This window comes from Ilumatobacter sp. (assembly GCF_030065885.1).
In the GTDB taxonomy this organism is placed as follows: Bacteria; Actinomycetota; Acidimicrobiia; order Acidimicrobiales; family Ilumatobacteraceae; genus Ilumatobacter.
Map to the genome: position 1 here is coordinate 1 of NZ_JASJCS010000034.1, position 22,371 is coordinate 22,371.

Consider the following 22,371-nt stretch of genomic DNA (forward strand, 5'->3'; position numbering starts at 1 on the left):
GGATCCCGAGCTCGTCGGCAACCTCGAGCACAGCACGGCGGGTGACCGACGCGAGGATGCCGAGCCCGAGCTCGGGGGTCTCGAACACGCCGTCGGTGACCCAGGCGATCGTGTTCGTCGGGCCCTCCAACACCGTGCCGCTGCGTCCGATCAGCAGCGCGTCGCCGTAGCCCTCCTCGATCGCTCGGCGCCGGGCGGCGATGTTCGGGCCGTAGGAGATCGTCTTGGCACCGGTCAGCTCGGAGACCTCGCCGTCCGGGTGCCACGGTGCATCGACCGGGAGCAGCGTGATGGTCGCCGGCACCTCCGGGAGCGGCTCGGCGAACACGATGAAGCTCGCATCGGTGCCGGCTGCGTCGAGGCCGCCGGTCATCACGACGCGCACCGTGCTGTCGCCGACCGAGGCCCGGTCCGACACCCACCGCTCCATGTCGTTGCGATCGGGGAGCGTGATGCCGAGCGCGGCGGCCGATCGCTCGAGCCGATCGAGGTGCTCGCGCTGGCGGAACGCAACGCCGGCGTACGAGCGGAGTGCCTCGAAGCAGCCGAAGCCTCGCAGGAGTGCGAGATCGAAGACCGAGATGGTCGCACTCGCCGGATCGGTCGGTCGTCCGTCGACGAGGACGTCGCCGAGCACCCTCATGGCGACGCGGTGTCGACGCTCGTGGCGTGGTTCATCGGTTCGATCGTACGTGGCGACGTCGCATCGCGTCCGGGTACGGGCCGCGGAATATCCGTGGCGTAGGCATTCGGGGCTGGGATACCGTCGCGGTGCTGATCGGCGCGGGTGTCCGGCGGGTGCTTGCACCACGGGTTGACGGGGGTTCCTGATGCGGCATCATGTTCAGCGAGGCGGGAAGCGACGGACGGCTGCAGCTCGAGTTGCGTCGATGGCGGCACTGGCGGCGGCGTGCTCGCTCGTGCTGAGCGGGTGCTTCTTCCGTTCGATCGTCGGCTTCGTCGACGAGCGCGGCGGCGTCTCCCTGAGCGGTAACGTCCAGGCCGGGTTCTGCGACTTCGGCACCGCGATCCCCGAGTTCTTCGGCTGCACCTACACGATCCGCGACGAGGACGGCCGGGTGATCGAGATCATCAGCTCGTTCGAGCTGGTCACCGAGAGCGGGTTCCTCGGGTTGCTCATCGATCCGCTCGTCCTCCAGGTGCCCGCCGACGCGACCAACGTCGTCGCCGTGTACAACAACGCCGGCAGCGATGAGCCCCTGGTCGTCACCGAGACCACGTCGTTCGCGGTGACGCCGGGCGTGACGGTGCAGTCGGAGGCGGGCACGAAGCTCCTGATCCTCGAGTTGCCGGACGCCGTCGTCGCGGCGCTGCCCCCGGGAACCACCGACTTCGACTTCAGCCTCGAGTTCGACGTCGCCGACCCGGTCGACCTGCGCGTGAAGCCCATGCTCACCGCCCGTGTGGACGACGGGGGGATGAGCTACTACGTGCCGGTGTTCCCGTGCGTCACCGACTTCGCCCAGGTGCCCGAGGTCCAGATCCCGATCGGCAGCTTCTTCGGCGACCTGCGGCCGCAGCTGTACGGGATCCCCGACGCGCAGCAGCTGGCATGCGATCAGGTCACCTACGACTTCACCGAGGGAATGACGCCGACCACGACGACCTCGACATCGACCACGACCACGTCGACGACCACCATCACGGTGCCGGCGACGACCGCGGCGCCGACGACCAGCCAGGTGGCTGCGGTGCCGACGACCGTCGGGACGCCGGTCTCGGTGCTCCCCGAGACCGGGTCGTCGACGACCGAGCAGTCGCTGATCGCCGCACTCGTCGTGCTGGCGGGCATCGCACTCGTGGTCGTGACCCGTCGCCGCGTCGTCGGCTGACGAGCCGGCGGACCGTCCAAACCCCGTCACACCCCTCCGTCACCATGGGCGGCATGCTGTTTCAGTCTCGTTGTGCAGGGTGTGGCCGGTCCGGCGGGGTGCTGTGTCGCACGTGCCGGTTCGCGTTGGCGGCGCCGCCGGCGCTGCCGACCACGAGCGACGTCGTCGCTGCGGTGCCGTTCGTCGGCCGTGCCCGCGACGTGCTGCTCGGCTTCAAGTACGGCAACCGGCGCCAGCTGGCTCACCACCTCGCCGGCCTGGTGGTGAACCGGCTGCTCGCCGCCGGGGTCGGGCCTGCCGACGTCGACGTCGTGACGTGGGCGCCGACCAGCCGGCGCCGGCGGCACGAGCGGGGGTTCGACCAGGCCGAGCTCGTCGCTCGTCGTGTCGCGGCCCAGTTGGGTCTGCCCTGCGGGCGGCTGCTCGAGCGCGACGGGCGCAGCGGCGCGCAGACCGGGCTCGACCGTGCGGCACGGCTGCACGGGCCGATCTTCAGGGCGAGCCCGGCCGTCGCCGGGCGGCGCGTGCTTGTCGTCGACGACGTGGTCACCACCGGTTCGACGTTGCGCTCCGCCGGCGCTGCACTGCGCCGGGCCGGTGCCGCGGCGGTGCGACGGGCCGCGGTCGCGACGACACCGGCGCTCGCGGCGAGCTCGCCCAGCACTCGCCCGCGCCCACGGCCCACGGCGTCCCGAACGGTCGTCCAGGGGCCGTGGGCAGCGTGATCCACCGCCTGTGATGGCTCGGCGTCATGTGGTGATCTCGAACAGCCGTGTGGTGCCGCTGACCTCGAACGACACGCCGCAGCCCCGCGGCCCGATCCCATTCCTGATGCTCATGGCGGGCAAGCCCACCACGACCAGATGTCGCGCACCGAGCCGGTATGTGTCGTGCCGCTGAGCCTCGGGTGATGCTCCAGTGGTCGTCGCGCGAACGCAGGGTGGCGGTGCGGCTGCGGCGCGTCGGAATCGGCGACGTGTCGGCGAACCGACCACGACTCGGCGGCGTTGCGACCGGCGGCCGCGGACCAGCGCCTCCCGCCCCCGGTAGGCTGGGCAGCCGCATGGGCATCCTCGATCGCATCCTCCGCGCGGGAGAAGGCAAGAAACTCAAGGCGCTCCAGGGCATCGTGCCCGACATCAACGCGCTCGAGGACGAATACCGTCGGCTCTCCGACGCCGAGCTGCAGGGCAAGACCGGCGAGTTCCGGCAGCGGCTCGACAACGGCGCGTCCCTCGACGACCTGCTCGTCGAGGCGTTCGCGGTGACGCGCGAGGCCGCCGACCGCGTCATCGGCCAGCGGCACTACGACGTGCAGATGATGGGCGGCGCCGCCCTGCACTTCGGCTGGGTCGCCGAGATGAAGACCGGCGAGGGCAAGACGCTCGTCTCGACGCTTCCCGCCTACCTCAACGGTGTCGGTGGCAAGGGCGTCCACCTCGTCACCGTCAACGACTACCTCGCCCGCCGCGACGCCGAGTGGATGGGTCGCATCCACAAGTGGCTCGGTCTCGATGTCGGCTTGATCATCCCGGGGTTCAAGGACCGCCCCGACGACAAGCGCCGCAACTACAACGCCGACATCACCTACGCCACCAACAACGAGGTCGGCTTCGACTACCTCCGCGACAACATGGCGCCTCGCCTCGACGCCAAGGTGCAGCGCGGCCACAACTTCTGCATCGTCGACGAGGTCGACTCGATCCTCATCGACGAGGCCCGCACACCGCTCATCATCTCGGGCCGCGTCGGCGACGCCGCCAAGCTGTACTACCGCTTCGCCTCGATCGTCCGGTCGCTCCAGCGCGACGTCGACTACGAGGTCGAGGAGGACAAGCGCGTCGTCGTCCCGATCGAAGCCGGCATCGAGAAGGTCGAGTCCGCGCTCGGTGTCGACAACCTGTACGACGACGTGTCGGCCAACCTCGTGCACCAGTTCCAGGTCGCGCTGAAGGCGAAGGAGCTGTACAAGCGCGACAAGGACTACATCGTGCAGGGCGGCGAGGTGAAGATCGTCGACGAGTTCACGGGCCGCATCCTCGACGGGCGGCGCTGGTCCGAGGGCATCCACCAGGCGGTCGAGGCCAAGGAGGGCGTGAAGATCAAGGAGGAGAACCAGACCCTCGCCACGATCACGCTCCAGAACTACTTCCGCATGTACGACAAGCTCGCCGGCATGACCGGTACCGCCCAGACCGAGGCGGCCGAGCTGATGAACACCTACGGGCTCGGCGTCGTGCCGGTGCCCACCAACAAGCCGGTCGCCCGCGCCGACCAGGCCGACCTGATCTACAAGGGCGAGATCGGCAAGTTCGGCGCCATCATCGAAGACATCGAGGACCGGCACCGACGGGGTCAGCCGATCCTGGTCGGCACGATCAGCGTCGAGAAGTCCGAGTTGCTCTCGAGGATGATGCAGCAGCGCGGCATCCCCCACGAGGTGCTCAACGCCAAGCAGCACACACGCGAGGCCGAGGTCGTCGCTCAGGCCGGTCGGCTGGGCGGGGTGACGGTCGCGACCAACATGGCGGGTCGCGGCGTCGACATCAAGCTCGGCGGTGATCCCGAGCTGATGGCTCGTCACGAGGTGTTGAAGGAGGGCTTCGCCGCCGAGTTGCTCGTCGACGACTTCGCGCTGCCGCGCCCGCTGAAGGAGATGCCCGACGACTTCCGTGAAGAGCGCGCCAAGGCGATGGCGCGGCTCGACGAGCTCACGCACGTGTTCGAGCGCGAGTGCTCGGCCGAGGGCAAGAAGGTCCTCGAGACGGGCGGGCTGTACGTCATCGGGTCCGAGCGCCACGACTCGCGGCGGATCGACAACCAGCTGCGTGGTCGCTCCGGCCGTCAGGGCGACCCCGGCGAGAGCCGCTTCTACCTGAGCCTCGACGACGAGCTGATGCGGCTGTTCGCGACCGGTGCCCTCCAGTGGGCGATGGGGCGCTTCGACGAGGACGAGGCGATCGAGGCGAAGATGGTCACGAAGGCGATCGAACGTGCGCAGACCACCGTCGAGACCAAGAACGCCGAGATCCGCAAGAACGTCCTCAAGTACGACGAGGTGATGAACGAGCAGCGCAAGGTCATCTACATGCGCCGCGACCAGATCCTCGAGGGCGAGGATCTCAAGTCGGCTGCGATGGAGTACCTCGCCGAGGCCGCCGACGCCCTGATCGAGACGCACTGCCAGTCGGTCGCCACGGACGAGTGGGACGTCGACGGGCTCGCCAAGGAGCTGACGTTGTTCTGGCCGACGACGCTCACAGCCGACTCGCTCGCCGAGACCAACACCAGCGACGAGCTCTACGACGTGATCATGGCCGAGGCCATGAACCACTACGAGGGCCGCGAGGCCGAGATGGGCGAGGACGTCATGCGCGAGGTCGAGCGCCAGGTCATGCTGCGCATCATCGACCAGCGCTGGCGCGAGCACCTCGAGGAGATGGACTACCTCAAGGAGGGCATCAACCTCCGCGCGATGGGCCAGAAGGACCCGCTGACCGAGTGGCAGCGCGAAGGCTTCGAGATGTTCGGCGGGATGATGAAGGGCATCGCGCAGGACTTCGTGCGCTACGTGATGCACGTCCAGGTCAAGGAGCAAGAGGAAGAGAAGCCGCAGCTCGCGCCGCAGGTCTTCAACATGCAGACCTCGTCGAGCGACGACGAGCCGGTCGCCAGCGGCTTCCAGGGGGCCGCCCGGCAGGCCGTCGCCGACGGCGACGTCGCGGCGGCCGCACCCGCTGCCGCGCCTCAGCCCGCCGCCACCGCCAAGCCGAAGACGGTGCACAAGGACGCCTTCGACAAGACCCCCCGCAACGCGCCGTGCCCGTGCGGGTCGGGGAAGAAGTTCAAGCAGTGCCACGGCGCTGCGTGATGTCCGGGCCGCGCCGACCGGCCGAGCCGGTTCGGCTCCGCCTGCCGAGCTCGCCGCCTCCGCTGCGCCGGCGCTGCGAGCCCTCCGGGCTCGGCCCGCTTCGGCGCTCGCCCGCACGCACGACCGGTCTCGGGCGAACCGTGGTGCCCGTCGGTCAGTAGGGGATTGCCGTGCGCGATTTCACCGATGACCTGCGCGAGCTGCGCCGCCGCCTCGACGAGGCTGCCGGCTACCTGAGGATCGACGAGGGTCGCGACCGCGTCGTCGAGCTCGAGGCCGAGATGCAACGGCCCGACCTCTGGGACGACGCCGAGCTCGCCAAGCGGGTCAACACCGAGTACGCGAACGTGAAGGACGACCTCGATCACTACGACGGGCTGTCGGGCCAGTTCGACGACGCCGAGGTGCTCCACGAGCTGGCGCGCGAAGAGGGCGACGAGTCGCAAGAAGCCGACATCGCCGAGCAGGTCGCGTCGATCTCCCACGCGCTCGACCAGCTCGAGCTGCGCAGCCTGTTCACGGGTGAGCACGACGACGCGCCGTGCATCGTCCAGATCAACGCGAAGGACGGCGGCGTCGACGCCCAGGACTTCGCCGAGATGCTGTTGCGGATGTACGCGCGCTGGGCGGAGAACCGGGGCTTCGACATCACGTTGAACTACGCGTCCGAGGGCGTCGAGGCGGGCATCAACTCGTGCGAGTTCACGCTGAAGGGCCGGTACGCCTACGGGCTGATGACCGGCGAGCGGGGCACGCACCGGCTCGTGCGCATCAGCCCCTTCGACAACCAGGGCCGCCGCCAGACGAGCTTCGCCGCCGTGCAGGTGTGGCCCGAGCTCGACGCGCCGGACGTCGACGTCAACGAGGCCGACATCCGGATGGAGGTCTTCCGGGCGTCGGGCGCCGGTGGTCAGCACGTCAACAAGACGTCGTCGGCCGTGCGGTTGATCCACGAACCGACCGGCATGGTCGCCAGCTCTCAGGAGGAGCGCAGCCAGCTGCAGAACCGTGAGCGGGCGATGACCCGGCTGAAGTCGCTGATCGCGGCCAAGATCGAGGAGGAGCACCAGGCCGAGCTCGACGCGATCGGCGGCAAGCAGGCCCAGGTGGGGTGGGGCAGCCAGATCCGTTCCTATGTGATGCAGCCGTACCAGATGGTGAAGGACCTCCGCACCGAGATCGAGACCGCCAACGTCGACGGCGTGCTGAGCGGCGAGCTCGACCAGTTCATGGAGGGCTTCCTCCGCTGGCGCCGAGCCGAAGCGGCCGCGGACGCTTGACGATCCGACCTCGGACCCGTCCGCCGCCCACACGGTCTGCGGGCGGCGGGGCGGGTCCGGTCGGTGGGTCAGCCGTAGCGTCGGACCGGCACGTAGCGCCACTCGCTGTCGACCGTCGACGACGGTGTCGACGCTGACGGCGATGCCTGGACCGAGCCGGGCTGGATGGGTTCGATCGGTTGCGATGGCGGCTCGTAGGTGTACCCACCGCCGATGACCGGCGCGACGACCACCGGATCCTCGGCGAGCGGATCGGGCACGGCGTCGCACCTCGCCGGCTCGGGTGCGCTCGACGGTGGCGGCGGCGAGCCGAACACGATGTCGTCGACAGGCTCGGGCGTCGTCTCCCAGCCGCAGCTGTTCGGGTGCACGAGGGTCTGCTCGTCGAGCGCGGCCGCCTCGAGCCATGAGACCCACTCCCAGCCGGCGGCGTCGCCGGCGGGATCGATCGTCGGGTCGTAGCCGTCGGCCGTGCGTGCATAAACATCGTGGAAGTTGAGCGGCAGCCCGCGGACCCGGTGGCTCGGCACGTCGTGGCCGCCGTCCTGGACGTGGATGTGCAGGTGCGGTTCGTGGGCGCCGCTGCTGCCGGCGTAGCCGAGGAACTGGCCTTCTTCGACCTCGACCGGCACGTGGTCAGCGACGGCGCCGCTACCGGGCGTCTCGACCGGGCAGAGCTCGGCCGGGATGGAGAGCTCCTGGAGGTGCCCGTAGGCGGCGTAGTCACCGTTGTCGTGCACGATGCCGAGCACGTTCGACGCGGTCTCGTCGCCCTTGGGCGGGTCCTGATCGGGGAGCGATCGACGGCACTTCACGATGACGCCATCGGCCATCGAGAACACCGGCTGCCCGAAGATCAGGAAGTGCTCGTCGAGGCTGCCGGGATCCTCGTGCTGCCAGCCCTCCTCCGTGAGGCGGGTCCAACGTCCCAGATCCTCGTCCCAACGAACCACGTCGAGGTCGTAGGCGTAGCGCTGCGACCGGCTGTGGCTGTGGAAGCCGAACGGCGACCAGAACGCGCCGGATGGCAGGTACTCGGCCCGAGCGGGGAAGCGATAGCCGCCCGTCGCCGTCGGATTGTCGCCGACCTGCAGGTCGTAGCTCGCCTGCGCGGGATACGGCGCGGAGGCGGGCGCGTAGACGTTGACGGTGAACATTGACGGCGGTGTCCCGTCGCCGGTCACGTCGTGCACGTTGAACGTGTAGGTCTCATCCGGCTCGACGAGCTGCGCCGGCACACCCGAGACGTTCAGTGCGCTCACGTCGGTCGTGATGCCGAGCGCCGTCACGGTGACCGGCTCGTCGCCGGTGTTGCGAACCCGCACGTCGAGGCGCAACCACCACCCGGGCGGCTCGAACGCGTCGTCGGCGAGCGTCTCCGCGAGCAACACGGTGCCCTGTGTGGTCAGATCCGCAAAGCTCGTGTCGGACTCGACGTGGATGACCTCGATGGTCGGCGTTTCACCGACCGCGATCACGCCTCGATCCGGCGGATCCGGCCGCTTGCCGGTCGTGATGTCGCCGGGAGGCGGCTGTGGCGAGTCGGCGCGCACGTGGCCGAGCGATGGCACGAGCGCCGCAGCGGCTGCCGTGGCGATGGCGAGATGACGTCGATGGAACATGATGGGACCTCCAGTGGTGTGTGACACCTGTCCAGAGCCCGTTCCGGCCGCGATCTCGCGCTTCCGCGCGTGGTCCAAGGGTGCCGTTCGATGACGGTCGCGTGACGATACGCTCGGGTCGGCCCTCCGTCGGGAGTGCGGCCAGGTTCCCCTCATGATCCGTCTCGAGAACGTCACCAAGAGCTACTCCGCGGAGGTCGTCGCGTTGCGCGACGCCAGCTTCGACGTGGCCAAGGGCGAGTTCGTCTTCCTCGTCGGCCCGTCGGGGTCGGGCAAGAGCACGATGCTGCGCCTGCTCAACCGTCAGGAGCGCCCCGAGCGGGGCGCCGTCTGGGTCGCCGGCCGCAACATCATCGACATGCCGCCGTCGCGGGTCCCCCATCTGCGCCGCAACATCGGCAACATCTTCCAGGACTACAAGCTGCTGTCCAACAAGACGGTCTTCGAGAACGTCGCGTTCGCGCAGGAGGTCATCGGCAAGCCGAAGCACGTCATCCGTCAGCAGGTGCCGGCGGTCCTCGACCTCGTCGGCCTGGCCGGCAAGGAGGACCGCTTCCCGCATCAGCTCTCGGGCGGCGAGCAGCAGCGCGTGTCGATCGCACGTGCGTTCGTCAACCGTCCGCTGATCCTGATCGCCGACGAGCCGACCGGCAACCTCGACCCCGGCACCGGCGAGGGCATCATGCGGCTGCTCGACCGGATCAACAAGACCGGCACCACCGTGGTGATGGCCACCCACGACCAGCGCATCGTCAACACCATGCGCAAGCGCGTCATCCAGCTCGATCGCGGCGTCATCGTCCGCGACCAGGCCCGCGGCGTGTACGAGTGACGCTCTGATGGTCGCACGCTGATGTTCTCGCGCCTCGCCTACACGCTTCGAGAGACGTTCGCCGGGTTCCAGCGCAACGTCACGCTCACGGTCGCCGCCATCATCACCTCGGCCGTCTCGCTCCTGATCTTCGGCCTCACGCTGCTGATCCAGCACGGCTTCGACAACCTGCTCGAGCGTTGGGAGGGCGGTGTCGAGATGATCGTCTTCGTCAGCCCCGGCACGCAGCCCGACGGGCTGCAGTTCATCGAGGACCAGCTCACCGAGCAGATCGGCACGACGATCGAACGGTTCGAGTACTGCGACGTGGAGTGCTCGCTGGCCGACGCCGACATCGTGCTCGCCGGCGACCCGACGACCCGCGAGCTGCTCGACGAGTCCAACATCCCGACCCTGTACAAGGTCGTGCCCACCGACTCGACAGAGGTGGCGTTCCTGCGGGGACTCAAGCAGGAGTACCAGACGTTCCCGAGCGTGCTCACCGTGACGTTGGCCGAGGACCAGCTCGATCTGATCAGCCGGCTCCAGAGCTTCGTCAGCACGTACACGACCGCGCTGTGGATCGCCCTGATGCTGGCCTCCGGGCTGCTGATCTGGAACACGATCCGCACCGCGATGTTCGCCCGCCGACGCGAGATCGAGGTGATGAAGCTGGTCGGCGCCACCGACTGGTTCATCCGGATCCCGTTCATGCTCGAAGGGCTGATCCAGGGGTTGCTGGGCGGCACCGCTGCGGTCGGCGCGATGCTGTTCATCAACTGGCGATGGTCCGAGGGTGTGAAGGACTTCCCCGACGAATCGGGCATGACGGCGCTCGTCGTGGTCGACGGGTACCAGTGGACCGTCGCACTCGTGATCCTCGCGTTCGGCGCGCTGGTCGGGATGATCGGCTCGGGTATCGCCGCCTCCCGCTTCTTGGACGTCTGAGCCGGGCCGATCGTCGCCGTGGCTGCGTTCCGTCTCGCCGCTCGCTGAGCAAACTCAGCTCGGGCTCGTCGCGCCTCGCCACGACGACGATCGGCTCCGGCTCAGGGGCAAAGGATGCGTCCGTGGTGGCATGGTCCGTTGGGCGGGTCTGCGGCTGGCGTGGGCCGTGCACCGTGTTGCGAGTGCAGTTTGGGCGGGCGCCTCGAGGCGGGGGTACGTTCGGCTCATGGCTGAGTTCTCGCAGGTGTTGTACGAGGTGTCCGATCACATCGCCACGATCACGATGCATCGCCCCGACAAGATGAACGCGTTCACGGGCACGATGATGCGCGAGATGATCGAGGCGTTCGACCTGGCCGACGCCGACGACGAGGTCAGGGCCGTGATCGTGACGGGCGACGGGAGGGCGTTCTGCGCCGGTGCCGATCTGTCGGCGGGCGGTGACACGTTCGCCCGCGGCGGCAGCGGTTTCGACACCGAGGCCGGCGTCCCTCGCGACGGCGGCGGCATGCTGGCGCTGCGGATCTTCGACTCGAAGAAGCCGGTCATCGGCGCGGTCAACGGTGCCGCCGTCGGTGTCGGCGTGACGATGACGTTGCCGATGGACATCAGGCTTGCGAGCACGGCTGCTCGGTTCGGGTTCGTGTTCGCCCGCCGTGGCATCGTTCCCGAAGCGGCCTCGAGCTGGTTCCTCCCGCGCGTGGTCGGGATCAGCCAGGCGCTGGAGTGGGCCTTCCGCGGGGACGTCTTCGACGCCCACGAAGCACTCGACGGCGGGCTGGTGAGAAGCGTTCACGAACCGACCGACCTGCTGCCCGCGGCTCGGGAGATCGCCACCGACATCGCTGCGCACGCCGCGCCGGTCTCGGTGGCGTTGACCCGCCAGATGATGTGGCGCATGCTCGGTGCCGACCACCCGATGGCCGCGCACCGGGCCGACAGCCGGGCCATCGCGAGCCGGGGCCGGAGCGCCGACACGCGAGAAGGCGTCGAGAGCTTCCTCGACAAGCGCGTCGCGGTCTTCACCGATCTCGTCAGCGCCGATCTCCCCGACGTCTTCCCGAACTGGGTCGAACCCGAGTTCGAGTGACGTATCAACGGGGCGGCACCGACCGGCCGACCCGGATCGGCGCCGCCTGCCGTGCTCGCCGTCTCCACAACGGCGCCTCCGGCGCCGCCGCTTCGAAGCTCGCCCACCGCGAGTTGGTGGTGCCGGCATCGACCGGCCGGGGTGTGGCATGCGACACACCGGCGTTCAGGAATGTCTCAAGCTCTGCGCGGTTGTTACCGATAGCAATCGTGAAGAGACGGCAAGGCGCCGTGAGACGGAGCACCACCATGACCACCCTGTTGAACGAGAAGATCGAAACCGGCGATGTGATCGAGATCGTCCGCGGCGACGACGTCGTCACGGCGCTCGTGCTCCTCGCCGCCGATCAGGCCGTCATCCTCGACGCCTGTGACGGTTCGACGCCGTTCGTCGTCAAGCACGACGAGCTCGTCGAGTACCGCAAGTTCGTCCCCACTGCCTGAGCAGCCCTTCCCTTCCCCCTAGGCTGAGCGCCGTGTCCGTCACGGCGCTCAGCCTGTTTTCGCGTGCCGGTGGCATGCCGTTCTTCGAACGGCTGGTGGCGGCGTTCTACGACGGCGTGGCCGGCGATGACGTCCTCGGCCCGCTCTACCCGGATTTCCCCGACTTCGAGCCCGCCAAGCACCGGCTGACCTTGTTCCTCGCGCAGTACTGGGGTGGGCCGCACACGTACATGGAAGAGCGTGGGCACCCTCGGCTCCGGATGCGCCACTTCCCGTTCCACGTCGGCCCCCTCGAGCGCGACCGTTGGCTCACGCACATGGCCGCGGCAGTCGAGCTGACGTGCGCCGAGGTCGACGACGGCGAGGCGATCGCCGGCGAACTGATGGCCTACTTCGTCCCGGCTGCCGAGCACTTGCGCAACGACACCGGGCTGCCGATCACGAGCGCCGGCTACGGGAAGGACTGACGATGGCAGTCGTCGAGGTACGGGACCTGGTGAAACGGTACGGCGAGCTCGCTGCTGTCGACGGCGTGTCGTTCGAGATCCACGAGGGTGAGGTGTACGGGCTGCTCGGGCACAACGGCGCCGGGAAGTCGACCACCGTCGAGATCCTCGAGGGGCATCGCGAACGCAGCGCCGGGGCGGTGACGGTGCTCGGCGTCGATCCGGCCGCAGGGGGGCGCGAGTTGCGCGATCGGATCGGCATCGTGCTGCAGACCTCGGGTGTCGAGACCGAGCTCACCGTCGTCGAAGCGATCGGCCTCTACGGCTCGGCGTACCGCCGCCGGCGGCCGACCGACGAGTTGCTCGACCTCGTCGGACTGGAGGACAAGGCCGGTGCACGGATCGGCACGCTGTCGGGTGGCCAGAAGCGACGGCTCGATCTTGCGCTCGGCATCGTCGGCTACCCCGAGCTCGTCTTCCTCGACGAGCCGACCACCGGGTTCGACCCGGCCGCGCGGCGCAAGTCGTGGGACATGATCCAGGGCCTCTGCTCGCTCGGCACGACGGTGTTGCTGACCACGCACTACCTCGACGAGGCAGAACGGCTGGCCGACCGGGTCGGCGTCCTCACCGATGGTCGCCTGGTGGCCGAGGGCACGCCGGCCGAACTGATCGGAAGGATCGCAGACACCGTGGTCTCGTTCTCTGCCGGCGATGACCTCTCCGGCCTGCGCGAGTTGCTCCCGCCGGATGCGATCGTCAACGGCTCCGCCGTCGAGTTCGCCACGTCGACGCCGACCGCTGACGTCCACGCCGTGACCAACTGGGCGATCGATCGCGGTGTCGAGCTGCACGGCCTGTCGGTCACCCGCCCGTCCCTCGAGGACGTCTTCCTGGGGCTCGCCCGCGACGAGGTCGAGCCGAGCACTGCCCGGGATGGTGCGGCATGAGCTGGCCCTCGACGTGGCGCCTCGTGCTCGGCCAGGTCCGCTACCAGCTCCTCACGTTCTGGCGGACGCCGGTCGCTCTGTTCTTCACGATCATGCTGCCGCTGATCATGCTGCTGCTGTTCAACTCGCTGTTCGGCGACGCAGAGGTCGACATCGAGGGCGGCGGGCAGTGGCCGGCCCGCCAGTTCTACACCGGTGGTCTCGCCGTGTTCACCGCGGTCTCGGCGACCTACACCAACCTGTCGAACCAGGTACCGATCCGGCGCGAGGAGGGTGTGCTGAAGCGTTGGCGCGGCACGCCGTTGCCCACGAGTGCCTACATCGCCGGGTTCATCGGGTCGGCGATCGTGCTGGCGTTCGCCGGCACGCTGCTGATGCTCGGCATCGGCGTGGTCGCGTACGACCTCGAGGTCGACGCGGCCAAGATGCCCGCCGCCGCGGTCACGTTCGTCATCGGCGTCGCCACGTTCGCTGCCTGGGGCATGGCGGTCGCAGCGCTCGTGCCGTCGGCGAGCTCGGCGGCCGCCGTCGCCAATGCGACCATCCTGCCGCTGGCCTTCGTGTCGAACGTCTTCATCGTCACCGACGACGCGCCCGAGTGGATCACGACGGTCGGCGACATCTTCCCGCTGAAGCCGTTCGTCGTGAGCTTCCAGGATGCCTTCAACCCGTTCATCGACGCCCCCGCGTTCCAATGGACGAAGCTCGGCTACATCGCGCTCTGGGGCCTCGTCGGCCTCGTGATCGCCATCAAGAACTTCACGTGGGAGCCGACGCCCGGCGGGCAGTCGACGCGCGGTCGGCGGGCCGCGCGCCAGGCAGCGATGTCCGAAACCGGGTGACCGTCGCTCAGGCGAGTGCGTAGCACGCGACCGCCGCAGCAGCTGCCGCGTTCAGCGAGTCGACACCGCCCGCCATGGGGATCCGGACCGGACGTGCCAGGTCGAGCAGCTCGGCGCTCAGCCCCGCCCGTTCCGAGCCGATCAGCACCGCGCGCCGCCCGTCGACGCGCACGTCGCGGATGTCCTCGGCGTGCTCACCGGGCGTGAGCGCCAGCAACGTCAGTCCGCGGGCGTCGGCGAGGACGCTCGACAGGGAGGCCGTGCGGGCGTGGGGGAGGCTGAACGCGGTCCCCATGGCCACCCGCAGTGCACGCCGGGCCAGCGGGTCGGCGCTGGTGTGGTCGAGGAGGAGCCCGTCCCACCCGAGCGCTGCCGCGTTGCGCACGACCGAGCCGACGTTCGCAGGATTGTCGACGCCCTCGATCACCACGAGGCGTTCGACGTCGGCGACCAGCGCAGCGGCTGACGGGCGTCGAGGTCGATGGAACAGTGCCACGATCGGGTGTGGCATCCCCAGGCCGGTCACGAGCCGGCGTACCTCGTCGCCGCCGACGAACACGTCGACGCCGGCGTCGCGGAGCCGCTGCGCGACTGCGGTGGGCCGGTCGGCGTCGGCGAGCGCACGGTAGGGCAGACAACCCGCCTCGAGCGCCCGTTCGACCACCAGGTCGCCCTCGGCGAGGAACAGCCCGGCGCCGGCGTCGTCGCGCCGGTCGGTGCGGCTCGCGAGTCCCCGCTCGTTGAGCCGGAACTCGGCCAACCGCGGGTCGCCCACCCGCTCGATCGAGATGAACCCGCTCATGCTCGACCGGTATCTCGCACCAACACCGTCCGATCGGAGTTGGTGTCGATGTGCTGTTCTGCGGCGTCGTGCCGGTCGGCGGCGGTCAGCGACCGCCAGGGAGCCCCGCCGCACGCGGCGCGAGGAGCGAGCGAAGCGAGCGACGAACGCGCCATCAGTAGTAGTACGGGAACGGCGACCAGTCGGGCGGTCGCTTCTCGAGGAACGAGTCGCGTCCCTCGGCGGCCTCGTCGGTGCCGTACGCCAGCCTGGTCGACTCGCCGGCGAAGAGCTGCTGGCCGACGAGGCCGTCGTCGACGAGGTTGAAGGCGTACTTGAGCATCCGCTGCGCGGTCGGGCTCTTGGCGCAGATCTCGGCGGCCCACTCGAGCGCCGTCGCCTCGAGCTCGGCGTGCGGGACCACGGCGTTCACGGCGCCCATCTCGTGCATCTGCTGCGCCGTGTACTCGCGGCCGAGGAAGAAGATCTCACGGGCGAACTTCTGGCCGACGAAGCGGGCGAGGTAGGCCGAACCGAAGCCGCCGTCGAAGCTGGCGACGTCGGCGTCGGTCTGCTTGAAGCGGGCGTGCTCCGCGCTCGCCAACGTCAGGTCGCACACCACGTGCAGGCTGTGCCCGCCACCGGCCGCCCATCCCGGCACCACGCAGATCACGACCTTCGGCATGAAGCGGATCAGCCGCTGGCACTCGAGGATGTGCAGCCGCCCGGCCCGCGCGGCGTCGATCGTCTCGGCGGTCTCACCCTCCGCGTACCTGTAGCCGTCCCTGCCGCGAATGCGCTGGTCGCCGCCCGAGCAGAACGCCCAGCCACCGTCGCGAGGGGAGGGTCCGTTGCCGGTGAGCAGCACGCAGCCGACGTCGGGCGACCTTCTGGCGTGGTCGAGGGCGCTGTAGAGCTCGTCGACGGTGTGGGGCCGGAACGCATTGCGGATCTCGGGCCGGTCGAACGCGATCCGGACCGCGGCGACGTCGTTGGCCCGGTGGTAGGTGATGTCGGTGAAGTCGAAACCAGCGACCTCGGTCCAGGCCGACGGGTCGAAGATCTCGGAGACGTCGCTGCTCATCACCCCATGTTGGCCCGCGCGTCGCGATCAGGCGGCAACCGCGCACACGGTGGCGCTGCGCAACCGGGCCCGCAGCGCCCAGGCGAGCAAGAGCAGCGATGCGGCGGCGAGGAGGGGCTGAGCCGGGGCGAACCAGTCGAGCGCGCCGGTCGAGCCGAGCGCGACGACCACCAGCTTGTTGCAGGTCGGGCACCCCACTGCGAAGAACGAGAGGAGACCGCCGGCGCCACCGGTGCGACCCGGTCGGTCGAGCTCGTCGACCGCATCGCCACCGGGTTCGCTCCGAACGTACGTGGCGATCAGCAGGCCGCCGAGCACTGCGGTCGCGACGAGCACCGGGTACGACCACCAGGTGACGTCGATCGGACGCCCGAACACGGGGTTGGGGATCACGTCGGTGGGGACGCCCACTGCTACGGCGACGAGGACGCCGGCCGCGAACGCGACGAGCCAGCGGCGGAGTGGCCAGGTCGCGAGGTCGTGCACGGGTGCGAGCGTACCGCCGGCGCCGAGGGCCGCTCGGTCACGAGCGGGCCGGGCCGTGCGGAGTCGATCGGGTGGCGCTACCGTGCCGCCGTGCCGAACGCGGTGACGATCATGCCGGTCGAGGGCTTGCCCGAGATCGTGGTCGACGACGACATCGCGTCGATGGTCGCCGATCGGGCGGAGCTCGTCGACGGCGACGTCGTCCTGATCACGTCCAAGATCGTGTCGAAGGCCGAGGGCTGCGCGATCGACCTGGTCGACATCGAGCCGTCCCGGTTCGCCGTCGACTGGGCGAGCCGCTGGGACAAGGATCCGCGCCTCGTCGAGGTCGTGCTCTGCCAGTCGGCGAGGATCGTCCGCCAGATCGGCCCGGTGCTCATCACCGAGACCCACCACGGCTTCGTCTGTGCCAACGCCGGCGTCGACCAGTCGTCGAGCGGTGCGCACGAACGGGTGCTGGTCCTGCCGGAGGACCCCGACGCCTCGGCGGTCCGCACACGGCAGCGATTCGGCCAGCTCGGCGTCGACGTCGCGGTCGTGATCACCGACACGTTCGGCCGACCGTGGCGCGAGGGCCAGACCGACGTGGCGATCGGCGTGGCCGGCATCAACCCGCTGTTCAGCTACATCGGCGAGCGCGATCCGCACGGTCACGAGTACCGGGTGCAAGAGCTGTGCATCGCCGACGAGCTGGCGGCGGCGGGCGAGCTCGTCAAGGGCAACACCAGCCGGGTGCCGGTCGCAGTCGTGCGCGGCTACGAGTGGACCCGCGACGACGAGTCGACGATGGCGCCGGTGCTCCGCGACACGTCGCGCGACCTGTTCCGCTGATCAGGCGAGCGGGTCGGGCCGGCCGATGGCCGTGACGACGGTCTGCCAGGCGAGATCGACCTGGGCGTCCGTCAGGTTGTCCTGCGGCAGCCCGGCCACCCAGTCCGTGATGGACCGCCCGGCGACGGCGGTCAAGCCGGGGAGGACGTCCAGCGCGTTCGGGCCACCCTCGACCGGCACGCCCCAGTGGATCCGGACGAGCCGATCGCTGGTCATCGCGCACCGCGCCAGCGCATCGTCGAGGCCGCCGCGCGCGATCGCCGGCTCGGCGATGGCACGGGCATCCGGGTCGGGGTCGGGTGCGCCCGGGAGCACGTCCATCGAGGTCTGTAGCGCGAAGATCCCGCCGGGCCCGATCAGCACGTGCTCGATGTCGCCCAGCTTGTCGTCGCCGATCTCGTAGACGACCCGCCACGGCGGCGACGGCACGTCGCGCAGGGCGTTGCTCGTGAGCCGGCCCCCGGGCGCCTCGACGGGTTCGATGGGCGAGGTGCCGGCGTCCTTCAGGTTGCTGCGGGCCCACAGGAACGCGAGCGGCATGATGACCGCAAGGATGACGACGGGGATGATGATGTCGAGGCCCATGAGACCGCCATGTTCGCAGTTCGATGATCGAGCAGGGTTGATCTGGGATCGGCGTCAGACGTCCGCGACTTGAACGATGGCCTGCATCCCGTGCACCGTCAGATGGTCGTCGACCGAGCAGTGCAGCCGGTAGAAGCCGGGCTCCTCGAAGAAGACGGTCAGGTCCAGTTCGTCGCCGGGCTGCACGGCGTCCGCCGCTGCGACGGTGCGCCCGTCCTCGTCGAGCACGCGCAGGTCGTGGTCGAGGGTGCCGGTGTTGCGCATCACGAACGTCACCTCGTCGCCGGCACGGAGGTCGATCACGTCCTCCGCGATGTACATGTACTCGTCGGTGCTGTCGTCGACCCGGAGCGGCAACTCGTACGAGCGCGTCGGTTCGGAGGTCGTGTTCCCGCCACATGCGGCGGCGAGGAGGGCGGCGCACGCGGCCAGGACTCGGCGCCGGCGTGCGGCGATCAGGTGCATGGTGATCAGGGTCGTCGCGCCTCGAGCGGCGGTTCCGCGATCAGCGCGGCACCGACGAACCGCCGAGGTCGCGCAGCAGCTCGAGGTTGGCGCTCTCGTCGTCCTCGCTGGGTCGGCCGCTGCCGGCGATGATCCGGCGACGAGCGAAACCCGAGATCGTGTCGATGATCAACACCATCGCGATGACCATGATGAGCACGGCGCCGGTCTCGGGGAAGTTGCGGAAGTTGAGCTGCGAGACCAGCTCGCCGCCGATGCCGCCGGCACCGATCAGGCCGAGCACGGCCGACGCCCGCACGTTGATCTCGAACCGGAACAGCCAGTAGCCGATGACCGTCGGCAGTACCTGCGGGATCATGCCCCACCGCATCTTCGACACCCACTGGCCGCCCGCTGCCGAGATGGCCTCGAGCGGACCCTCGTCGGAGGTCTCGATGACCTCGGTCGAGAGCTTGCCGAGCGTGCCGATCGAGTGCAGCCCGATCGCCAGCGCACCGGCCCACGGGCCGAGCCCCGTGACGGTCAGGAGCAACATGGCGACGATCAGCTCGGGGACGGCCCGGATCGCGTTGAACAGCTGCCGGATGGGTACGCGGACCGCGATCGGTGCGACGTTCGTGGCGGCGAGGAACGACAGCGGGAACGAGAGCAGCGCCCCGATGATCGTCCCGATCCATGCGACGTAGAGCGACTCGAAGATCTTGCCGACCGCACCGCGGTCGTAGACCGTGCGGAAGTCGGGGGGCCACATCTGCCTGACGATGTCCCAGCCCTTGCCGGGGGCCCGGACGACGTCGCCGAGGCTGGCATCGAGACCGGAGAACGACCAGACGGCGCCGACGATGAGCAGCACGGTGATGCCCCACCGCCAGTTCCTGGCCGCGACGGGGCGCTCCGGGCGGACGTTCGCCCCGTCTTCGTCGGGGATGATGTCGGGTTCGGTGACGGTGGCCATCAGACGAGCCGCTTCCGGATCGCGACGCTCACCTGCTCGATCGTGAACACGATGACGAACATGATGACGAGGATCCCCAGGAGCCGGTCGAAGTTGAACGTCGATCGCTGGGTCTCGACGACGCGGCCGATGCCGCCTGCGCCCACGAGGCCGAGCACGAGAGATGCCCGGATGTTGAGCTCGAACACGTAGAGCGCGTACGCGACGTATGCGGGGAAGACGTCGGGCAGCACGCCGGACCGAACGGCGGCGGTGTGTCGGCCGCCGGCCGCCCTCGCCGCTTCGAGCGGCCGCGGGTCGGCGGCGTCGACCGTCTCGCTGAAGAGCTTGACCATCACGGCCAGCGAGAAGATCGTCAGCGCCCACGCGCCGGCGAACGCCCCGATGCCGATCGCCGTCACGAGCAGCTTGCCCCACAGCAGGTCGGGGATCGCACGCACGACGCTCATCACCGTCCGGCTGAACCAGAACACCGGCGCGTTGGGACTGGTCAGCTTGGACATCGCGAACCCCACGGGCAACGCCAGGCCGCAGCCGATGATCGTCGAGAGGATTGCGATCTGGAAGGTCTCGACGAGTGGGCTCAGGACGTTGTCTCGGTCGAGCACCCAGTCCCACGGGATCGGCCAGAACCGGTCCCAGAGCGGGTTCGTCCACATGTCGACGAAGGAGCTCCACTTGAAGCCGATCTCCTGCGCCGAGAAGATCGTGAAGGCGATGAGCCCGGCTGTGATCACGTAGGACGTGGCATGCGGCCGCGGCTTGCGGGGCCTCGCGACCTGGTTGGCGGTGATCTCGCTCACGCGTCGGCGGACTCGTTGAGGAGGTCGTCGGGCGTGATCGCCCGGCCGTAGATGTCGCGGAAGGTGTCGTCGTCGACTTCGGCGATGTCGCCGTCGAACACCAACTCGCCGCCTCGCAGTCCGACCAACCGCCGGCCGTAGTGGCGGGCGAGGTCGAGGAAGTGGAGGTTGATCAGGGTCGTGATGCCGAGCTCGCGGTTGATCCGCTGCAGGTCGCCCATCACCTGGTGTGTGGTGACCGGGTCGAGCGCGGCGACCGGCTCGTCGGCCAGCATGATCGACGGCTCCTGGGCGAGCGCCCTGGCGATGCCGACGCGCTGCTGCTGGCCGCCCGACAGGTTGGAGGCGCGCACGTACGCCTTGTCGACGATGCCGACCCGCTCGAGCGCCTGGAACGCGGCTTCACGGTCCTCGCCGCCCCAGATGCCGAGCGTCGAGCGCCAGGCGGGCACCTTCGCCAGCCGGCCCATCAACACGTTGTTCATCACCGTGGTGCGATGCACGAGGTTGAAGGTCTGGAAGATCATGCCGATGCCCGAGCGGATCTCGCGCATCGTCTTGGGTGAGGCGCCGACGACCTCGGTGCCGTCGACCGTGATCGAGCCCGATGTCGCCGGCACCAGCCCGTTCAGCGCTCGCAGCAGGGTCGACTTGCCGGCGCCAGAGAGCCCGACGACGACGACCAACTCGCCGTCGTCGATGGTCAGGCTCACGTTCTTGAGTGCTTGCACCCCTCCCCGGTAGGTGACCGACACGTCGTCGAAGACGATCATCGATCGCCTCCGTTCGGTCGCGGTGCGGAGTGGGGTCCTCGAGACATGGCGAGATGCTGCACTGGTCGATGGGCGAGTGTCGAAGCGGAGCAGAGCCGCGGTGCAGCGGGGACACGAGCCCGGTGGGCGACGCCGATCCGGCCTGACCGGTCGGCGTCGCCCACGAGGGACGGATCAGTCGATCGGTTCGGTGATGCCGAGCGTGTTCGCAGCGGTGCGCACGATGTCGAAGTCGCTCTCCTCGGCGCGACGGACGTCGGTCCAGCCGTAGATCTCGTCGAAGATCGCCTCACCCTCCTCGGTCTCGAGGAAGCTCGACACGGTGTCGTAGATCGCGTCCTTGAGGTCCTGCGGGAGGTCGGAGCTGACGGCGACGACGTCGTTCGGGATCTCGTCGGTGATGCTGAACACGATCAGCTTCTCGCCGACGTCGGGCTGCTCGCCGCGGATCGTCCGACGGGCGTCGTCGAACGACAGGCCGATGTCGGCGTCGCCGTTGTACACGGCGGTGATCGCCGCGTCGTGGCCACCGGCGAAGACCGGGGTGATGTCGGCATCGGGGTCGATGCCCATCTCGGTCAGCTCGAGCGCCGGGAACAGGTAGCCCGACGTCGACGTCTCGGTCGTGAAGGCGACCGTCTTGCCGACGACGCTGTCGAGGCTGCCGATGCACGACGAGCCGGGGCTGATCTCGGCGCCGTCGTCGGTCGTCTCGCCCAGCTCGGGCCCGGCGTCGCCGAAGAACACGCCGACCTGCAGCGCAACGGCGTCGGTGGCTGCGACCTGCACGATCTCGCCGTCCTGGTTCTCGAGCGCCGTGGCGGCCACGGGCGGCTCGGTGCAGATGCTCGGGTCGTTGGTGTACCACTGGCCGTGATACGTGGCCGAGCCGAATCGGATCGACTGGATGAGTGCCTCGATGTTGCCGAAGTTGTCCTTGCCCAGCACGTAGCCGAACGGCCCGAACGCGCCGAGCTGCGCCTGCCCGGAGCCCATCGCGGTGACGAGGCCGGTGTAGTCGGTGGTCACGACGCCCTCGACGTCGATGCCGAGGCCCGCTTCGAGCACCTCGATGAACGGCTGGATGTCGTCTTGGAGGTCCTCCTGCTCCTGCGACGGCACGAATCCGAACACGATCGACTCGGGCCAGCCCTCGGGCACGCCGGTGTCGGGAGCCTCGGTCGTCTCGGTCTCGTCCTCGGCCGGCGCCTCGGTGGTCTCGGTCTCGTCCTCCGCCGGGGCCTCGGTGTCCTCGGTCTCGTCCTCGGCCGGCGCCTCGGTGGTCTCGGTCTCGTCCTCCGCCGGGGCCTCGGTGTCCTCGGTGGCGTCGCCGTCGTCGTCGTCACCGCACGCAGCGGCTACCAGACTGAGCGCGATGAGTGCGCCGGCGAATCGTCGTGATCGCATGGATCCTCCCATTTGGTGTGTTCACGTGCTGCCGCACGCATGACG

Annotated in this window: 23 protein-coding genes; 12 read left to right on the forward strand and 11 right to left on the reverse strand. The window is 69.3% G+C overall.

All coding sequences use genetic code 11. The annotated features are described in order from the left end of the window. On the reverse strand, nt 1-643 hold a 643-nt coding region (locus QNJ12_RS09735), incomplete at its 3' end, for an aminotransferase class IV (RefSeq protein WP_300622255.1). Between the two features lie 247 nt (nt 644-890). On the opposite strand from QNJ12_RS09735, the gene QNJ12_RS09740 reads away from it, so the two are divergent. The 4 genes from QNJ12_RS09740 (at nt 891) to prfB (ending at nt 7,004) form a co-directional block, all read left to right on the forward strand. Next, complete coding sequence (locus QNJ12_RS09740; RefSeq protein WP_300622258.1) at nt 891-1,853, forward strand: LPXTG cell wall anchor domain-containing protein; 963 nt, start codon at nt 891-893, stop codon at nt 1,851-1,853. 53 nt (nt 1,854-1,906) lie between these two features. Further along, on the forward strand, nt 1,907-2,578 hold the full coding sequence (locus QNJ12_RS09745; RefSeq protein WP_300622261.1) for a ComF family protein: 672 nt from the start codon (nt 1,907-1,909) through the stop codon (nt 2,576-2,578). A gap of 338 nt (nt 2,579-2,916) precedes the next feature. Continuing rightward, nucleotides 2,917-5,724, forward strand: a complete 2,808-nt coding sequence (secA, locus tag QNJ12_RS09750) for a preprotein translocase subunit SecA (protein ID WP_300622264.1) — start codon at nt 2,917-2,919, stop codon at nt 5,722-5,724. A 170-nt stretch (nt 5,725-5,894) separates the two neighbouring features. Continuing rightward, nucleotides 5,895-7,004, forward strand: coding sequence for a peptide chain release factor 2 (gene prfB, locus QNJ12_RS09755; protein WP_300622267.1), 1,110 nt, complete (start codon nt 5,895-5,897; stop codon nt 7,002-7,004). Between the two features lie 68 nt (nt 7,005-7,072). On the opposite strand, the gene QNJ12_RS09760 is transcribed toward prfB, so the two are convergent. Continuing rightward, nucleotides 7,073-8,626, reverse strand: coding sequence for a M23 family metallopeptidase (locus QNJ12_RS09760; RefSeq protein ID WP_300622270.1), 1,554 nt, complete (start codon nt 8,624-8,626; stop codon nt 7,073-7,075). A gap of 154 nt (nt 8,627-8,780) precedes the next feature. Here QNJ12_RS09760 and ftsE point away from each other — a divergent pair, with 154 nt between their 5' ends. The 7 genes from ftsE to QNJ12_RS09795 all read left to right on the forward strand — a co-directional run bounded on the left by ftsE (nt 8,781) and on the right by QNJ12_RS09795 (nt 14,156). Next, nucleotides 8,781-9,458, forward strand: a complete 678-nt coding sequence (gene ftsE, locus QNJ12_RS09765) for a cell division ATP-binding protein FtsE (RefSeq protein WP_300622273.1) — start codon at nt 8,781-8,783, stop codon at nt 9,456-9,458. A gap of 21 nt (nt 9,459-9,479) precedes the next feature. Then, on the forward strand, nt 9,480-10,385 hold the full coding sequence (locus QNJ12_RS09770; protein WP_300622275.1) for an FtsX-like permease family protein: 906 nt from the start codon (nt 9,480-9,482) through the stop codon (nt 10,383-10,385). A gap of 226 nt (nt 10,386-10,611) precedes the next feature. After that, the gene (locus QNJ12_RS09775; protein WP_300622278.1) at nt 10,612-11,475 is read left to right on the forward strand and encodes a crotonase/enoyl-CoA hydratase family protein; all 864 of its coding nucleotides are present in this window, start codon (nt 10,612-10,614) and stop codon (nt 11,473-11,475) included. Between the two features lie 248 nt (nt 11,476-11,723). Next, complete coding sequence (locus QNJ12_RS09780; RefSeq protein WP_300622281.1) at nt 11,724-11,918, forward strand: hypothetical protein; 195 nt, start codon at nt 11,724-11,726, stop codon at nt 11,916-11,918. Nucleotides 11,919-11,950: 32 nt separating this feature from the next. Further along, the gene (locus QNJ12_RS09785; protein ID WP_300622283.1) at nt 11,951-12,385 is read left to right on the forward strand and encodes a globin; all 435 of its coding nucleotides are present in this window, start codon (nt 11,951-11,953) and stop codon (nt 12,383-12,385) included. Between the two features lie 2 nt (nt 12,386-12,387). Continuing rightward, nucleotides 12,388-13,314 (forward strand): ABC transporter ATP-binding protein, encoded by a 927-nt coding sequence (locus QNJ12_RS09790; protein ID WP_300622286.1) that lies wholly within the window; start codon nt 12,388-12,390, stop codon nt 13,312-13,314. After that, nucleotides 13,311-14,156, forward strand: a complete 846-nt coding sequence (locus tag QNJ12_RS09795; RefSeq protein WP_300622288.1) for an ABC transporter permease — start codon at nt 13,311-13,313, stop codon at nt 14,154-14,156. The genes QNJ12_RS09790 and QNJ12_RS09795 overlap by 4 nt, the downstream gene beginning before the upstream one ends. Nucleotides 14,157-14,163: 7 nt before the next feature. On the opposite strand, the gene QNJ12_RS09800 is transcribed toward QNJ12_RS09795, so the two are convergent. From QNJ12_RS09800 to QNJ12_RS09810, 3 genes are all read right to left on the reverse strand, one after another. After that, the gene (locus QNJ12_RS09800) at nt 14,164-14,958 is read right to left on the reverse strand and encodes an RNA methyltransferase (protein ID WP_300622291.1); all 795 of its coding nucleotides are present in this window, start codon (nt 14,956-14,958) and stop codon (nt 14,164-14,166) included. A 154-nt stretch (nt 14,959-15,112) separates the two neighbouring features. Next, a complete protein-coding gene (locus QNJ12_RS09805; RefSeq protein ID WP_300622293.1) occupies nt 15,113-16,021 on the reverse strand; it encodes a 1,4-dihydroxy-2-naphthoyl-CoA synthase in 909 nt (302 codons plus the stop codon). A gap of 27 nt (nt 16,022-16,048) precedes the next feature. Then, on the reverse strand, nt 16,049-16,507 hold the full coding sequence (locus QNJ12_RS09810) for a hypothetical protein (RefSeq protein WP_300622296.1): 459 nt from the start codon (nt 16,505-16,507) through the stop codon (nt 16,049-16,051). 90 nt (nt 16,508-16,597) lie between these two features. Here QNJ12_RS09810 and cofE point away from each other — a divergent pair, with 90 nt between their 5' ends. Then, on the forward strand, nt 16,598-17,338 hold the full coding sequence (gene cofE / locus QNJ12_RS09815; RefSeq protein WP_300622299.1) for a coenzyme F420-0:L-glutamate ligase: 741 nt from the start codon (nt 16,598-16,600) through the stop codon (nt 17,336-17,338). On the opposite strand, the gene QNJ12_RS09820 is transcribed toward cofE, so the two are convergent. The 6 genes from QNJ12_RS09820 to QNJ12_RS09845 all read right to left on the reverse strand — a co-directional run bounded on the left by QNJ12_RS09820 (nt 17,339) and on the right by QNJ12_RS09845 (nt 22,326). Then, nucleotides 17,339-17,923: a hypothetical protein gene (locus QNJ12_RS09820; protein ID WP_300622301.1), complete on the reverse strand. Its 585-nt coding sequence runs from the start codon at nt 17,921-17,923 to the stop codon at nt 17,339-17,341. A 54-nt stretch (nt 17,924-17,977) separates the two neighbouring features. Then, nucleotides 17,978-18,388: a hypothetical protein gene (locus QNJ12_RS09825; RefSeq protein ID WP_300622304.1), complete on the reverse strand. Its 411-nt coding sequence runs from the start codon at nt 18,386-18,388 to the stop codon at nt 17,978-17,980. Between the two features lie 40 nt (nt 18,389-18,428). After that, nucleotides 18,429-19,343: a phosphonate ABC transporter, permease protein PhnE gene (phnE, locus tag QNJ12_RS09830; RefSeq protein ID WP_300622307.1), complete on the reverse strand. Its 915-nt coding sequence runs from the start codon at nt 19,341-19,343 to the stop codon at nt 18,429-18,431. Then, on the reverse strand, nt 19,343-20,146 hold the full coding sequence (phnE, locus tag QNJ12_RS09835; RefSeq protein WP_300622310.1) for a phosphonate ABC transporter, permease protein PhnE: 804 nt from the start codon (nt 20,144-20,146) through the stop codon (nt 19,343-19,345). The genes phnE (QNJ12_RS09830) and phnE (QNJ12_RS09835) overlap by 1 nt, the downstream gene beginning before the upstream one ends. After that, entirely contained in the window at nt 20,143-20,919 is a 777-nt protein-coding gene (gene phnC / locus QNJ12_RS09840; RefSeq protein WP_300622313.1) for a phosphonate ABC transporter ATP-binding protein, read from the reverse strand. The genes phnE (QNJ12_RS09835) and phnC overlap by 4 nt, the downstream gene beginning before the upstream one ends. 174 nt (nt 20,920-21,093) lie before the next feature. After that, a complete protein-coding gene (locus QNJ12_RS09845) occupies nt 21,094-22,326 on the reverse strand; it encodes a PhnD/SsuA/transferrin family substrate-binding protein (RefSeq protein ID WP_300622316.1) in 1,233 nt (410 codons plus the stop codon). Nucleotides 22,327-22,371: the final 45 nt, after the last annotated feature.